Origin of the sequence: Pseudoalteromonas sp. S3785 (assembly GCF_005887365.1) — a bacterium.
Taxonomy (GTDB): Bacteria; Pseudomonadota; Gammaproteobacteria; order Enterobacterales; family Alteromonadaceae; genus Pseudoalteromonas.
In genome coordinates this window covers 1-15,128 of record NZ_PNCT01000087.1, presented here as the reverse complement: position 1 = coordinate 15,128, position 15,128 = coordinate 1, and the positions used below count along the sequence as shown (strand labels likewise).

At 41.4% G+C, this 15,128-nt stretch carries 15 protein-coding genes and 1 tRNA gene; 9 read left to right on the top strand and 7 right to left on the bottom strand.

Annotated elements, in window-relative coordinates:
- Positions 1-12: 12 nt before the first annotated feature.
- The 3 genes from CWC17_RS17495 to CWC17_RS17485 are packed head-to-tail and all read right to left on the bottom strand — an operon-like array spanning position 13 to position 1,858.
- Complete coding sequence (locus CWC17_RS17495) at positions 13-555, bottom strand: 1,2-dihydroxy-3-keto-5-methylthiopentene dioxygenase (RefSeq protein ID WP_138614338.1); 543 nt, start codon at positions 553-555, stop codon at positions 13-15.
- Positions 552-1,235, bottom strand: coding sequence for an acireductone synthase (gene mtnC / locus CWC17_RS17490; protein ID WP_138614336.1), 684 nt, complete (start codon positions 1,233-1,235; stop codon positions 552-554). Before mtnC ends, CWC17_RS17495 begins: the two co-directional genes overlap by 4 nt.
- Positions 1,235-1,858, bottom strand: a complete 624-nt coding sequence (locus CWC17_RS17485; RefSeq protein WP_138614334.1) for a methylthioribulose 1-phosphate dehydratase — start codon at positions 1,856-1,858, stop codon at positions 1,235-1,237. Before CWC17_RS17485 ends, mtnC begins: the two co-directional genes overlap by 1 nt.
- A 212-nt stretch (positions 1,859-2,070) precedes the next feature.
- Between CWC17_RS17485 and CWC17_RS17480 the strand changes: the two genes are divergently transcribed.
- The 4 genes from CWC17_RS17480 to CWC17_RS17465 all read left to right on the top strand — a co-directional run bounded on the left by CWC17_RS17480 (position 2,071) and on the right by CWC17_RS17465 (position 5,847).
- A complete protein-coding gene (locus tag CWC17_RS17480) occupies positions 2,071-3,213 on the top strand; it encodes a methionine aminotransferase (protein ID WP_138541431.1) in 1,143 nt (380 codons plus the stop codon).
- Entirely contained in the window at positions 3,201-3,974 is a 774-nt protein-coding gene (locus tag CWC17_RS17475) for an amidohydrolase (RefSeq protein ID WP_138614332.1), read from the top strand. Before CWC17_RS17480 ends, CWC17_RS17475 begins: the two co-directional genes overlap by 13 nt.
- 68 nt (positions 3,975-4,042) lie before the next feature.
- Positions 4,043-5,464, top strand: coding sequence for a mannose-1-phosphate guanylyltransferase/mannose-6-phosphate isomerase (locus CWC17_RS17470; RefSeq protein ID WP_138614330.1), 1,422 nt, complete (start codon positions 4,043-4,045; stop codon positions 5,462-5,464).
- Between the two features lie 32 nt (positions 5,465-5,496).
- On the top strand, positions 5,497-5,847 hold the full coding sequence (locus CWC17_RS17465) for a YggL 50S ribosome-binding family protein (RefSeq protein ID WP_138614328.1): 351 nt from the start codon (positions 5,497-5,499) through the stop codon (positions 5,845-5,847).
- A 9-nt stretch (positions 5,848-5,856) separates the two neighbouring features.
- On the opposite strand, the gene CWC17_RS17460 is transcribed toward CWC17_RS17465, so the two are convergent.
- The 3 genes from CWC17_RS17460 to CWC17_RS17450 all read right to left on the bottom strand — a co-directional run bounded on the left by CWC17_RS17460 (position 5,857) and on the right by CWC17_RS17450 (position 9,377).
- Complete coding sequence (locus tag CWC17_RS17460) at positions 5,857-8,013, bottom strand: ATP-binding protein (protein WP_138614326.1); 2,157 nt, start codon at positions 8,011-8,013, stop codon at positions 5,857-5,859.
- A 116-nt stretch (positions 8,014-8,129) separates the two neighbouring features.
- Positions 8,130-8,786: a helix-turn-helix transcriptional regulator gene (locus CWC17_RS17455; RefSeq protein WP_055015568.1), complete on the bottom strand. Its 657-nt coding sequence runs from the start codon at positions 8,784-8,786 to the stop codon at positions 8,130-8,132.
- A 225-nt stretch (positions 8,787-9,011) separates the two neighbouring features.
- Positions 9,012-9,377 (bottom strand): histidine triad nucleotide-binding protein, encoded by a 366-nt coding sequence (locus CWC17_RS17450; RefSeq protein WP_055015582.1) that lies wholly within the window; start codon positions 9,375-9,377, stop codon positions 9,012-9,014.
- 88 nt (positions 9,378-9,465) lie between these two features.
- Here CWC17_RS17450 and CWC17_RS17445 point away from each other — a divergent pair, with 88 nt between their 5' ends.
- Positions 9,466-10,077 (top strand): DUF2057 domain-containing protein, encoded by a 612-nt coding sequence (locus CWC17_RS17445; protein ID WP_138614324.1) that lies wholly within the window; start codon positions 9,466-9,468, stop codon positions 10,075-10,077.
- Between the two features lie 167 nt (positions 10,078-10,244).
- On the opposite strand, the gene CWC17_RS17440 is transcribed toward CWC17_RS17445, so the two are convergent.
- Positions 10,245-12,089: a M1 family metallopeptidase gene (locus CWC17_RS17440; RefSeq protein ID WP_138614322.1), complete on the bottom strand. Its 1,845-nt coding sequence runs from the start codon at positions 12,087-12,089 to the stop codon at positions 10,245-10,247.
- Between the two features lie 133 nt (positions 12,090-12,222).
- Between CWC17_RS17440 and murB the strand changes: the two genes are divergently transcribed.
- The 4 genes from murB (at position 12,223) to CWC17_RS17420 (ending at position 15,128) form a co-directional block, all read left to right on the top strand.
- Positions 12,223-13,233: a UDP-N-acetylmuramate dehydrogenase gene (murB, locus tag CWC17_RS17435; RefSeq protein ID WP_138614320.1), complete on the top strand. Its 1,011-nt coding sequence runs from the start codon at positions 12,223-12,225 to the stop codon at positions 13,231-13,233.
- On the top strand, positions 13,230-14,222 hold the full coding sequence (gene birA, locus CWC17_RS17430; RefSeq protein ID WP_138614318.1) for a bifunctional biotin--[acetyl-CoA-carboxylase] ligase/biotin operon repressor BirA: 993 nt from the start codon (positions 13,230-13,232) through the stop codon (positions 14,220-14,222). Before murB ends, birA begins: the two co-directional genes overlap by 4 nt.
- On the top strand, positions 14,219-14,938 hold the full coding sequence (locus CWC17_RS17425; RefSeq protein ID WP_138614316.1) for a type III pantothenate kinase: 720 nt from the start codon (positions 14,219-14,221) through the stop codon (positions 14,936-14,938). The genes birA and CWC17_RS17425 overlap by 4 nt, the downstream gene beginning before the upstream one ends.
- A 117-nt stretch (positions 14,939-15,055) precedes the next feature.
- A tRNA-Thr gene (locus CWC17_RS17420) sits at positions 15,056-15,128 on the top strand.

Here is a 15,128-nt window from a genome sequence, read left to right as displayed (position 1 = left end):
GTGCCACTTTTGCTATGCGAGTAAAGGAAACTGCTTCGCAATTTCAGACTCGGTGCTTTTTGCAACCCAGCCCTCGGTATTATTAAATAATCGAATGGCGGTAAATTCTGGGTCGCTCCCCATATCAAACCAGTGTGGGGTAAGTGCTGGCACCGAAATTAAGTCACCTTGCTGGCATAATACTTGGTAAATTTTGGCATTTATATGTAAGCAAAATAACCCTTGGCCTTTTACAAAAAAGCGAACTTCATCTTCATTATGAGTGTGCTCAAACAAAAACTTTTCTCGCATTTGTGCCGCTGCAGGATTACCTTTGGCAAGCGAAATAACATCCACCGTTTTATAGCCATTTTGCGCTTTTAAGCGCGTTATATCATTTTTATACGCTGCAATAATTTGCTCATTTGTAGTGTGCTCATTAATGGGCGCAGTTGCTTGCCATTGCTCAAAGCGTACATTTACCTTTGCTAATTGCTGAGTAATCTCGGTTAAATCGTGGGTGTTTATCAGCGCATTACTTGGATTATTGTTAGCATAAATTGTTAATTGGCTCATGCATATTGCTCCAATGTAACTGCGCTAAAGTCATGTACGTAAGAGTGTGTGGTGCGTGCTTGGCCATCTCGTATTAAGTGTAAGGTTTTAAGGCCAGCGGCTTGTGCAGCGTCTAACTCTGCCGCTACATCACTTAAAAAGAGTACTTCATTAGCATCAAACGGCAGTTGGTTAACTATGGTGTTATAGGCTGCTTGCTCTTGCTTTGCGCCGACTTTGGTATCAAAATAATCGTTAAACAGGGGGCGAATATCGCCATAATCACTGTATTTAAAAAGTAACTGCTGCGCCCTTATCGAGCCTGATGAATACACATAGAGTGCGGTGCCTTGATCGTGCTGAGCTTGTAAAAACTCAAACGCATCTGCGTATAAATGGCCTTTAAAATCACCGTGCTCGTAGCCCGTTTGCCAAATTAGCCCTTGTATTTGCTTTAAAGGGGTAATTTTTTTATCTTCTTCAATCCACTTTAATAATACGCTAATGACAGTTTCTATATCGGCATCGGGCTCATTAATAATGGCTTTTACTGCAGCTATTTGTTCAGCGACTTGGGTTTTATTTTCGTTTAAGCGTATAAATGTTGCTAATTGTTTGGCTGCATACGGAAAAAGCACCTCTTTAACAAATGAGATACGTGTGATGGTGCCTTCAATATCAGTTAAAATTGCCTTTATCATTATAGCTGTGCCCCAATACCTTCTATTTTTAACCGTTCTATCTCGCAACTAAATAAAAACTCCAGTCCCTCTAAGTGGCGAAGTGCTTGTTTGTAATTACTCCCTACTACATAAACGCCATGCCCACGAATTAACACGGCGTGCTCAATGGGTGTATGTAAGTGGTGATCGCTAAGGAGTAAGCTTAAACGTTCTATGTCTTGGTCGTTTTCAAAAATAGGAATGCATAGCGTATCTAAATGCGAAGTTACTCCACTGAGTGACTTTTGCATTTCGTAACCGCTTAAATTTAATGCATGGCTTTTAATTACACGTGACAGGACGGTGGCTGCTACTGAGTGAGTATGCAGCACCACGTTAGCATGCGGAATAAGCTTATACATGCCTAAGTGCAGCTGCGTCTCAGCCGATGGGTTGCCAGCGCCTTTAGTGCGATTACCTTGATGATCAAGCTCAATGAAGGTGTGTGTACCAAGCTGACCTTTATCAAAGCCGCTAGCGGTAACCACGAACCCGGTTGCGGTGCGCGCCGAAAAATTTCCGCCGGTGGCGGGAACCCAGCCTTTTTGGCTGATCCATTTTCCAGCTTCAATAAGTTGCGAAATAGCGGTATTGTTGTGCATACATTCCTCACCAATGAGTGTAATACCAAGGCGCAATAATAATTAATGCTTTTGAGGCGCTAAACCATACGCTAGCTGCGTTTTTACTACCTCAAAATAGCTCAGTTAATTAAGCGAATTGATATAAAGCTATTTAATTTTAGACGGCTATACTTCTGTTTTAAGCAATGATAGCATCGCTTTAAGCGCAAAACCATCATTAAGGGCCTGTCGTGTTTGAAAGTAAATTACCAAATTCAAGTGTTAGTATATTTAGCCAAATGAGTGGCTTAGCAAGTCAGTATTCGGCAATAAATTTATCGCAGGGTTTTCCTGAGTTTGATGCGCCAGAATTACTAAAAAACCAACTGAATTTTTATGTTCAGCAAGGGGTTAATCAATATTCGCCATCCAGTGGAGTACCCCGTTTACAACAACAGATAGCCAATTTGGTGGCGCGTAAATATGCGGCAAAAATTGATGCAGCTGAGCAAGTTACAGTTACATCGGGCGCCACCGAAGCATTGTTTGTCGCTATTCAAACTATAGTACGCCCCGATGATGAAGTCATTGTGTTTGACCCCGCCTATGACTCTTACCAGCCTGCCGTTGAGCTTGCTGGCGGTAAAACTGTTCATATTGCACTGCATGCACCCGATTATGCTATTGATTGGCAAACTGTTCGCAGCGCAGTGAGCAAAAACACGCGCGCTATAATTATTAATACGCCACATAACCCAAGCGGTAAAATACTTAAAAGCCATGATATAAACGCGCTTAAATCGTTAGTAAGCGAGCACAATTTATATGTCATAAGTGATGAGGTTTACGAACACATTACTTTTGACGGCGACATACACTTAAGCATGCTTTGCGGTGAGCAGCTACGTGAAAAAAGTTTTGTTATATCAAGCTTTGGTAAAACGTTTCACAGCACCGGCTGGAAAATGGGTTACTGTATTGCCCCTGCACCGCTTGCTACTGAATTTAGAAAAATACACCAGTATGTTACTTTTTCAAGCTTTACACCTGCACAACACGCATTGGCCGACATGCTTGAGCAACAGGGCGAGCATGTAGATGCGCTAAGCAATTTTTATCAGCAAAAGCGCGACTTATTAGCGCAGCACTTAAGTGACAGTCGTTTTACTATTTTACCAAGCCAAGGTACGTACTTTTTATTGCTTGATTATAGTGAGGTGTCTGATCTTAATGATGTAGATTTTTGCCACTGGCTAGTAGAGCAAGCTGGGGTTGCTGCTATTCCTTTAAGTGTGTTTTACAAGCAACCTTCAAATGATAAAGTGATTCGACTGTGTTTTGCTAAAAACGATGAAACTTTAATAGAGGCCGCGCAAATATTATGTCAACTTTAACGCTTACACTCGTTCAAAGTGCGCTGCATTGGCTTGATAAAGACGCCAATTTAGCCATGTTTGATAAAAAATTAGCAGAGATAACCGATAACCCTGATTTAATTTTACTACCTGAAACTTTTGCTACTGGTTTTGCAATTAATCTTGATTGCGCAGAGCCCGAAAATGGCAAAGTAGTTACTTGGCTAAAAACCCAAGCACATAAGCATAACGCCGTTATTGCAGGGTCAGTATTAGTTGCACAAGGCGATAAAAAAGCAAACCGTTTTTATTGGGTAAAACCCGATGGTGAGGTGAATTATTACGATAAACGCCATTTGTTTCGTTTAGGGAGTGAGGGCGACTATGTCGTAGCAGGGCAAGCGCGTAAAACATTTGAAATTAATGGCTTTAAGCTATTACCGCAGGTGTGTTACGACCTGCGCTTTCCGGTTTTTCAGCGTAATAATAACGACTACGATGTAATGATAAACGTAGCCAACTGGCCTGCGGTTCGTCGCCATATTTGGGATACATTATTAATGGCGCGCGCTATGGAAAACCTGTGTTATGTAGTAGCCGTTAACCGTGTTGGCGACGATGGCAATGGTGTTGCGCATAACGGTGGCACGGCCGTGTACGACTTTAAAGGCGATACGGTAGCTAAAGCAAAAGACAATACACAAGAGTTACTCACTGTAACGCTTGAAAAAGCACCGCTCGATGATTTTAAAACCGCGTTCCCTGCTTATTTAGATGCCGATGCGTTTACCTTGGTATAAATCGCTAAGCATTAGCGCCTAGCCAATAAAGTGTTAAAATAGCCGCTGATATGTTTATTGGCGGCTTTATGAATACATCCCTTATTACACCGGTTATTTTAGCGGGTGGCATTGGCACTCGGTTATGGCCGCTTTCTCGCCAAGCTATGCCCAAGCAATTTTTACCCTTGCTTGATAACACACATTCGTTATTACAAAGTACGTTAGCGCGTGTATCAGGCAAGGGGTTTGCAAAGCCAATACTCGTGTGTAACGAACAGCACCGCTTTATTGCTGCTGAGCAAAGTGCACAAGTAAACCCTCGTGCACTGTTGTTAGAGCCGCAAGGTAAAAATACCGCTCCGGCCATTGCGCTTGCAGCACACTACGCGCTTCAGCAAGATATAACAGGGCCAATATTGGTGATGCCCGCCGATCATCATATTGAGAACTTTACTGAGCTCACACTTAAATTAAATGATGCGGTTAAGTTGGCTGAGCAAGGTATGCTAGTTACATTTTCAATTACACCAACACAGCCCCACACTGGGTTTGGCTATATTAAGCAAGGTAGTAAAATAGCAGGCTCAAATTGCTACAAAGTGGCTGAATTTAAAGAAAAGCCAAGCTTGGCCACTGCTGAGCATTATTTAGCTGAAGGCGGTTATAGTTGGAATAGCGGCATGTTTTTATTTACGCCACGTGCGTATTTAAATGAGCTTGAACGTTTTGCGCCAAAAATAGCGCACAGTGTAAAAGCGGCATCTCAGTTTTCACACGACTTAGGCTTTACAAGGCCAAACAACGAGCCACTTAAAAACTGCCCAAGTGACTCTATCGATTACGCTATTTTAGAGCGCAGTAATAATGTAGCCGTGCTGCCTGTTGCGCTTAATTGGAGTGATGTAGGCAGCTTCAGTGCTTTGGCTAACCTTATAAAAAAAGATGCACATGGCAATAATGAAAACGACAGCCATACCGCGCAAAATAGTACTAATAATTTTGTTATAAGCGAAGACGATCACAGCGTTGCTACCCTTGGGGTCAGCGACTTAGCTATTATTCATACTCACGATGCCACCCTCGTTGCTAATAAAAACAAGCTTGATGGTCTGCCTTTATTGCTCAAGCAATTGGCGGTATGCCAAAGCGATAAGCTCAACCACCATCAGGTTGTGTATCGGCCGTGGGGTAACTACCGCACCTTAGTAGCGGGGGCAGGATTTAAAGTTAAAAAAATAACCGTTAATAGCGGTGCTAAACTTTCGACGCAGCGCCATCAGCATCGTGCAGAGCATTGGGTGGTGGTATCGGGTATTGCTGATGTTCGTATTGATGAGCAAAAATTAACACTCAACCATGACCAATCTTGCTACATTGCAGCAAAACAAATACACAGCTTAGCGAACAATCAAAAAGAGCCGCTAATAGTCATTGAAGTACAAACAGGTGCTGTACTAGATGAAAGCGATATAGAGCGATTTGATGATAAGTATGGGAGAAGCAAGTAAGAGCCTAGCGCTTAAACTCAAAAAGGACAATTATGAACCATGTAAATAAAGTAAGCAGATCAAGAAGCAAAAGATTGCGTAAAAAGTTATACCTCGATGAATATGCTATGTTGGGTTTTTCATTTCAGTGTAATTTAACGTTAAAAGATCAAATACAGTTTGATATTTTCTTAGATGATCTTTTAGGACTTATTGCATTAAGAAATCTTGTTCTTGGGGGCGGCGGTGATACAGAGCACTTCAATGCTTTTATAACATCTTCGAAGCGATATACATCACCTACGAATGAAGATATTAGTGTCATTAAGGCTTGGCTATTAGCAAACAATAAAGTTTCAAATATATTGGTAGGAAAGCTAGTTGATGCAAATTACAGCTTCTAAAAGCGGGCTTTACCCCAACTGCCCACGTACAAACTTTAAGTACTGTTCTAAGCTGCGTTGCCAAAGATCTAACGCTTCATCAAGCAGGTTGTTATGGGGTTTATTATCAAGTAATCGTCGCTCTAACTTTTTCAGTTCAATGCCGTAGCGGTTAAACCCGAGTTGTAAAGCAGTGCTTGCTTGGCGGTGCAATAACTTAATGCATTGCTCGGGTTGATGGTCAATAAGTTCTTGGCAGCGGGTTAGTTTAGTCCGTGCAGAGAGTACAAATTCATTGTAAATCGACGACACTTCGTCCTCACTAAATGAGCTAGTTAGTGTTTCTGCTGCGGTTTCGTCGTATAAGGTGTCTACTAGCTCTACAGCTATATTTGCAGTTTGATTTGATTGTGAATCACTCAGTGCTTGGCGAAGCTTTTGCTGCTTAATTGGTTTGCCGACTATGTCTTTTATACCTAAAGCTAAGTATTCTTTTACCTCATCAGGGCTTAAGCTTGCTGTAAAGGCGAGTACGGGGGTGCGCTGGTTTTTATGCTCCAACCGCTGCAGTCGTTTTAACACCTCTTGACCAGTAAAGTCAGGTAGGTTCATATCCAGTAAAATAACGTCAAAATGATGTATTTGCATTAGTTCAATAGCGCTTTTGCCATCTTTGGCGAGTTTTATTTTATGTTCATCTTCAGCCATAAACTCAATGGCAATTTTTTGATTTAAATCTAAATCTTCGACGAGTAGCACTTCAAGGCCAGTTAAGTAGTCTTTGTTTTGATGGCGCTGCTCTACCAAGCTAAGCTCCCCTAGCGTAAACGTAGTAGTAAAGCTAAATACGCTACCGGTGCCTAATTGGCTGGTTATTTCTAAGCGGCTTCCAAGCTTTTCGAGCAGTCGGCTGGTTATTGCAAGCCCAAGACCGGTACCGCCTTTTTCTTTACCGGCGCTACTTTGTACGTAGGGTTCTGTTAAGTAGGCTATTTCGTCTTTTTCGATACCTGGACCTGAGTCTTTAACACTAATTTTTATGGTGTGTTCAAGGTGTTTGTCGCTTATCAAATCAACCTGAATTTTTACTATACCGTGGTCGGTAAATTTAATGGCGTTACCAACAAGGTTAATAATTATTTGCCTTAACTTTTGCTGATCGCAGTAGTAACAAGCTTGCTCAGGGATATTACATACCAGTTCAAACTTAAGCTGTTTTTGCTCCGCTAATGGGCTGAGCAATAAACACAAATTGTTTAACCAGGTTTTAAATTCAATGTCTTCTTCGTAAAGTGCTTCATCGCTTTGGTCAAGGCTTGCGTAGTCGAGTACTTTATCAACCAATAAATTTAATGACTCGGCCGAATTAATAATAGCCTCACAATAGGCTTTATTGCGGGTGTCGGTGCTTTGGTTCATAACTAATTGGGCGCTGCCTAGTATGCCATTAAGAGGGGTGCGAATTTCGTGGCTAATAGTTGATAAAAACAGACCTCTAATTTCTAAATCTTTTTGGGCTTTGTCGGCCAGTTTGTTGAGGTTTTTTTCCCTGCGTTCATTACACATTAGCGCCATGCCGGCAGCATAAAACATCGGAGCAATAACGCCATTTAAAAACAGTAAGCTGCTAAACCACGGGCTTTGTAATAACTGGGGCTGTTCAATATTAGCCATAAATAATGAGCGGCTAATAAAGCTCAGGGCAACTAACGTTAATATTAAAATATAAACAATGGTGCCATTGGGGTAGGGTTTTCGTGCATATTTAATAAATAAAAACAGCAAAAACGCGGCTTCAGCAATGTGCTGTACATCTGAGACGTAAATTCGTTCGCGTAATGAAGGGTCAAAAAACGAATAATACCCTAACATGACGGCACTAAACGCAGTAAATGCACACAGTAGTTTAAACCCAGGCCCCTTATAATCTAAAAATTGGCATATGGCCAAACTGTGCACAATCGATGCGCCAAACATCATGCTACTGGCGATACTAATCACAATAAGATTGTGTGTTTTACCAATTAGCGTAAAGCCAATGACTGCGCCCAGTAATAAAACCGGGTAAAAAATATAAAGCAGCGTACCCGGGGTATTTTTGTTTGTGCGCCAAGTTAAAAAGTTAAGAAGAGTCATTACAATGATAACGGCAATGCTGGCAAAAAAGAGGGTAGAAGAGTCGAGCATAAAGGTTCCAGCAATGGGTACTTCAAGTAGAGTAATAAAAAGCGAATAATTTAACAAGCATATAGCACAAACAAAAACAGGCACCCTAAGTGCCTGTTTTTAAAATACGAAATTGATTAACGAATTTCGTCTGGAATATTTTGTTGAGCCCAAGATAGTAGCTCAATACGGTTACGACACTTCGTTTTTCTAAAAGCGCTGTATAAATGTGTTTTAACGGTATGTGGGCTGATGCTTAAATCTTCAGCTATTTCTTTGTTTTTAGATCCCTTACTCATTAACGAGATTATTGCTTTTTCTCGTTTAGTAAGTTTAATTGGCTCTATATCGCCTTCGGTCAGCTTGTGCAGTGCATCTTTATTGAACTGCAACATACGGTTCAGCGCATTACACATAATGTCACGTCTGTACCAAAGCTGATCTTCTAAAAGTAAGCGAATACCTTTCATTAATACATCAGCGTTATCAGTCGTATAAAACACGCCACGAATACCGCTCAAAAGCGCGCGGTTAGCAAGCTCAGGGTTTTCGTCTAGGTTAAATAATACGATATCGCACTTGGTGCGCAGGTTAACTAACTGTTCTTTTAGTTTACTCCATGCATCGTTACTTGATGTTTCAATAAACAGTAATCGAGTCCCTTCTGGTACATCTAAAATATTTGTACCCGTGGTTACGTCAAGGCCTTGCGTTTTTAACAAAGGTTCTAAAACGTTAATGCCAATGGTGTTAATTGGCTCTTGATCTAATAACAAAAAGGCTGAACTGCTCATGTTTTTATACTCTTTTTATAAAGCTGACTAGTTAAGTTTACCACGACTTCCACACCTTTTGTATTAGAAAGTCCGGTTTCGCCTTGTGAACAAGTACGATTTTACGATTATTTAAACATAAAATGTTGCAAATAAGTAATTATTTTTCACTTTATATACATGGTAAACAATAACATTTGTAACTAGAGTAATACCAATAATTCCAGTGAATTTTTATTATTAATTTTATATTTTTTTAGCATCTTGATATGGAGGCCAGCCCATTTCTTTGCCTGCAAGCATATGTAAATGTATGTGATACACGGTTTGCCCGCCGTGTTTATTGCAGTTCATTACAACTCTGTAGCCGTCTTCACTAAAGTTAAACTGCTTAGCTAACTTTGCAGCCACTTCGTATAAATTTCCAACTAAATGAGAGTTTTCGCTATTTATATCATTAATAGTAGCAATTGCTTTTTTTGGAATAATTAACACATGAAAAGGGGCTTGTGGGTTTATATCTTTAAATGCAAGGGTAGTTTCGTCTTCGTAAATAATGTCTGCAGGGATTTCACGGTTAATAATTTTTGTAAATAGGGTCTCTGTGCTCATAATCGTTTAAATGTAAGGTTTGAATTTAAAGTCACTAATGACAAATTTTGTTTGCAGTGTCAAACTCAAAACAAATAAAGGAGTTTTTATGCGTAAACCAATGTTAATAACCTCAGTTGCGGCATTCTTGATGAGTATGTCGGTGTATGGCGCAAATATTCACTTCCCTGAAGAATTAGTGCCCTTACAAGTCGGCGAAAGAGTGATTGAAAGCTCTCTATTTAGTCGAGTTGATGATATTGAACTTGCCTCAGGCTCTTATCGGTTAAAATTAAAGTACACCGATTTATACGAGACAGGCTTTGACGACCATGAGGTAATTGAGTCTGAACCTTTTTGGGTAGATATTACTGTTGATGATAACAAAGATTATGACATGGTGTTTAATCGTGCCGATAACGCAGTATCAGCAAAAATATTTGCTGAGGCACCGCAGGTAAGTTTAAAAGCAAAGGGAGCTGCGGTTGCACAGCCGCTTAGTGTTATTTCAAATACACAGCTGGCAACTAAAAAGCCTGCTTTACAAAAGGCGGTGCCAGCGGGCCCAGTGCGTCCAAGCCAACCTATTAAGCCTATTGCGCCCATTAATGGCAAAGGCATGCCAAGTGCACCGCAAATGCTAGAATTTTGGTGGCAACAAGCAACGCTTGCTGAACGAAAAGCCTTTTTAGAAAAGGTAACGAACCAAGGCGCTGAATAATAAACTTATCTCAGCTACTAATTTTAAGCACTAAATGCGCTGAACTTAGTTACAGTTTTTAGTTTGAGAAAGTTACAGTATTAAAAAAGGCCGATAAATCGGCCTTTTTTATTGGTTTTACTGTTTTACCCTAAAGGTGTGAACACCTTTAGGGTAAAACAGGTTGCTTATTTATCAAATAAAGCGTCTATGGTGCCTTGAGCAAGTGGGTGGTAGCCTGGGCGTGCTTTGATGTATACATCGTGTGCCCACTCACGCTTACCATTTTTAATAAGTGCTTTGTATAATGGCACAATTAGCTTACGACGGCCTATACCTGATAAGTGCTTATCAAGCGCTGGGTAAATAGGTTGGTAACCATTACCTACCGCTAGCATAAACCATGCAAACGCGCGCTCTGCATTGGTTGATTGCGTTAGGTTAAATTGCTTGTCAAGCTCTGCCATTTTATCTAAGCTTAAGTTGCGTGGTAGGTTGTTTAAAAAGTGTAGCCATTCGTGCACTGTCCACTTTTCCGTAGGTAATTGTGCTGCGCTTGTTTCACCTTTTAGCCATGCCGCGCTTGCTGTATCTACTTTGTCAAACGCATCCGATGTTGGGTTAGGTGCATCGCTTGGTAAACCTGGCTCAAAAATCCACTCATTCACTTTATCCATGCTTACAACGCCTGGGTATTTTTCAATTAAGTTGGCTTTTAAATAAGTAACAAATTGCGCAGTAGTCAGCGATTTAAATGCAAACTCATTAAAGTAGGTCTTAACAAAATCATCAAACTTATCACGGCCGTATTTTTCTTCTAGGTAGATTAAAAATAGCTGCCCTTTAGTGTATGGCACTGAGCTAAATGCATCATCTGGGTCACGGCCATTAAGTTTTAAATTAAGGCGGGTATCAGGTGCGTCAATCGTTTTAAGCTGGGCACGTAAACCTGCTGCATCTAAAGCTTGCTCCATTACAGCGCGGTCGCGGCCAAACACTTCTTCCATAATGCGGTTTTCAACGTATGAGGTAAACCCTTCGTTTAACCATAAATCTTCCCACGTAGCGTTGGTAACTAAGTTACCAGACCAAGAGTGGGCAAGCTCATGCGCAATAAGGTTAACTAAGCTTTTATCGCCTGCTACTACGGTAGGAGTAATAAACGAAAGTCGCGGGTTTTCCATGCCACCAAACGGAAAGCTCGGCGGTAACATTAATAAATCATAGCGGCCCCATGCGTATTCACCATACATTTCGTTGGTTTTGTCGATCATGGCTTGGGTGTCGTTAAACTCGGCAACCGAAGCGTCTAAAATTTCAGGCTCGGCAAATATACCTGTTTGTTTTGACATGGCTTTAAATTCTAAATTACCTGCACCAATTGCAATTAAGTACGGCGAAATAGCCTGCGGCATCTCAAAGTGGTAGTCGCCATCTTTGTATAGCGCATCTTTGTTATCGGCGCTCATTACGGCACGTATATCTTTTGGTGTATGTATACGAGCAGAGTAAGTAACGCGCATGGCAGGGGTATCTTGTACTGGTAACCAGCTACGAGCGTGAATAGCCTGCGATTGGCTGTACATAAACGGGTGCGTTTTGCTAGCTGTTTGCTCTGGTGTTAACCATTGCAGGCCAGATGCTTCTGGGCGGCTGTTGTAGTAAATACGTACTTTTGGCGCTTGGCTTTTTAATGTAATAGTTAGTTTTGAGCCTTTAACATCATCGCGCTCAGCCAGTGTAAATTTAGCTTTGTGCCAATCACCATTTGCTGTTTGGTACATAACTTTGTCAATGTCTAAGTCGCGGGTATCTAGTACCAGCTTTTTACTCGTGTCATTGTTCCACTTTAGTGTGTGCTCAACAAAACCTTCTAATTGCTTGTCGGCAAAATCGACATCTAAATCAAGGTTTAAATGTGTTGTTACCACATCATCTAGGTTGGCGTATGAGTTTTGATCAATCGCGTTTGCCATTGCTTGCGAGCACATACCGGCCATAGCGAGGCTTAAAAAAAGAGGTTTAATTTTCATAAAATACCCTGAACACTAATAATAAGTGCAGGTTTTATATCATGATTGATACAACGGGTTGAGTGATTTTTACATTCTTTGCGACAATAAGGTAAACTACTGCGATTAGTTACCAGTACACTCAGAGACCTTTGTGGCGCACTCATTAAAACCTTTACATACCTTTGCACTAAACAATCAATGCCAGCATTTTGTTGAAATAACCTCGGTTGAGCAACTTAAAGCACACCGTTTTAGTGCTCCGTTTTGTTTATTAGGGGAAGGTAGCAACACAATATTTTTAGAAAACTACACAGGCACCGTCATTAAAATGGCCACTAAGGGCATTACTATTACCGAGCGTGAAAATGACGTACTTGTGAGTGCAGCTGCAGGCGAGAACTGGCATAACCTTGTAAGCTATTTACTTGATAAAAATATTGCAGGGCTTGAAAACCTAGCCCTTATTCCGGGCACTGTTGGGGCGTCGCCGGTACAAAACATTGGTGCTTATGGTGTTGAGCTCGCCCAATTTGTAGAGTCGGTTGAGTACATTGATATAGCCACTAAAAACAAGGTGACTCTAACTAACGCTCAATGTGAGTTTGCTTATCGTGATTCTATTTTTAAGCACACCTTAAAAAATAAAGCAGTGATCACTCAAGTCAATTTAGCATTGCCTAAAAAATGGCAGCCAGTTTTAAGTTATGGCCCACTCAACTTATTGCAAAATCCCACCCCTAAAAAGATATACGAGCAGGTTATTGCAATTCGTAACGCGAAGCTGCCAAACCCATACACTTTAGCCAACGCGGGTAGCTTTTTTAAAAATCCGATTATTAGCAATGCGTGTTTACAAGCGCTACTTTTGCGCTTTGCCGATGTACCGCATTACCCTTATGGAGAAAGCCATCACAAAGTGGCGGCAGGTTGGCTAATTGACCAAGCCGGCTTGAAGGGCTACGCAGTAGCAGGTATTGAGGTGCACCAGCAGCAGGCGCTGGTATTAGTTAATCATGGTAATAGTAAAGGTATCGATTTAATCACTATGATCACGCACATACAAAATACGGTATTTGCACGTTACGGCATAACGCTAGAGCACGAAGTAAGGCTTATAAACACACATAGTGAATGCCATATCATTACGGAGCATGCGCAATGAAAGCACCTGATGGGAATAAACTCGCTATATTAAATGCGCTTAATCAAGGTGGCTTTGTATCGGGCCAGGCCCTTGGCGAGCAGTTAGGTATAAGCCGTGCGGCTGTGAGTAAGCATATTCAAACATTGCAAGATATGGGACTCGACATATTTAAAGTGACAGGTAAAGGTTACAGTTTAAACAATGCGGTGGGCTTGCTAAACCAAGCCAATATAACTAAGTATTATCACGCGTTAGGCGCAAATAAAGCCCAAGTAGAAGTGCACCCTATTATTGATTCAACCAACAGCGAGCTAATGCGCCGTATTCAAAATAAAGCAGCGCTTGAGTCTGGTACTGTAGTGGTTGCCGAAATGCAGCAAGCTGGGCGAGGAAGGCGAGGGCGTGTATGGCAATCACCGTTTGGGGCTAACTTATACTACAGTTATTTTTGGCGGTTAGATGATGGCCTACAAGCAGCTATGGGTGTATCAATTGCCGTAGGGCTTGCTGTATACGATGCCATTAAAGCTCTTTACGGTATTGATATAGAGCTTAAATGGCCAAACGACATATACATAAATAAGCAAAAGCTAGCGGGAGTGCTAGTTGAGCTAGATGGGCAACCACAAGGCCCTTGTCAGCTAGTCATTGGTATTGGCATTAATCTACAGATGCCGCAAAACACCAGCGAGCACATTGACCAAGCATGGACCGACTTAAGCCAACACACCACCGCGCTTGATAAAAACCAGTTAGTTGCTTCGCTTACCTACTACTTAGAGCAGCGTTTGGCAGATTACCAGCAAGATGGACTAAACAGCATGTATGCCCAGTGGAACGCGCTCAATGCCTTTGCGGGTGAGTGCGTAGAGCTCAATACTGGGCACAGAAGTTGGCGGGGTATTTGTGAAGGCATTGATCAGCACGGCGGAATACGTATCCGCCAAGACGGCGAAGTAAAAAGTTACTACGGCGGTGAAATCTCGTTAAGAAAGGCTAAATTATGAAGCTGTTGATAGATGTGGGCAATACATCATTAAAAGCGGCCTTATGGCACGAGCAACAAGCTACGCCCGTGACTATAAACAACGTGCCGTGGCAAGTAATAACGGCTGTTGTGTATGCCTGTGTAGGCAAAAGTGAACTATTAAATGATGCGCTCACATTAGCTGCTAAAAAAAATATTCCGTGTTTTGAGGCGCATGTTAGCAAAAACCTCAGTGGGCTAAGCTGCGCATATGACCAGGTTGGCAATTTAGGTATTGATCGTTGGCTTGCGTTGGTGGCGGGTTTTACACTTTACCCTAATACCCCCTGTATTATTGTTGATGCCGGCACTGCAACCACAATTGATGTATTGAGCGGTGAAGGCGAGCACTTAGGGGGCTGGATATTACCTGGTCTTGATTTAATGACTCGCTCATTAACACAAAATACTCAACGCGTGTTTGATGATGCTAATACCCCCTTTTTAAATGAGTTAGGGAAAAACACACCCAATGGATTAAAAAATGGTGCGCTGGTGGCAACATTAGGTGCTATTGAGCAGGCCAAATATCAACTTAAACAGGTAACAGCCGAACAAAAACCAGAAATATTGTGCGCTGGAGGTTACGGTTTGCTGTTACAACAGCAAATAAATGGCAGTATTTTTGATTCTTTACTCGTTATGAAAGGATTAAATTACTGGCATGAGCTCAGTAAAAACGACGAAAAACAGTAAAATTAAGCACTTTTGCATGAAATCTGAGCGTTTAAGCTAAAAAATTACATTTTTTTTAATTTTATAGTTGCATCATAATAAACCTTACTCTAATATCTCGCCCCGTACTAAAGCAGTGCCGACTTAGCTCAGCTGGTAGAGCAACTGACTTGTAATCAGTAGGTCAACCGTTCGACTCGGTTAGTCGGCA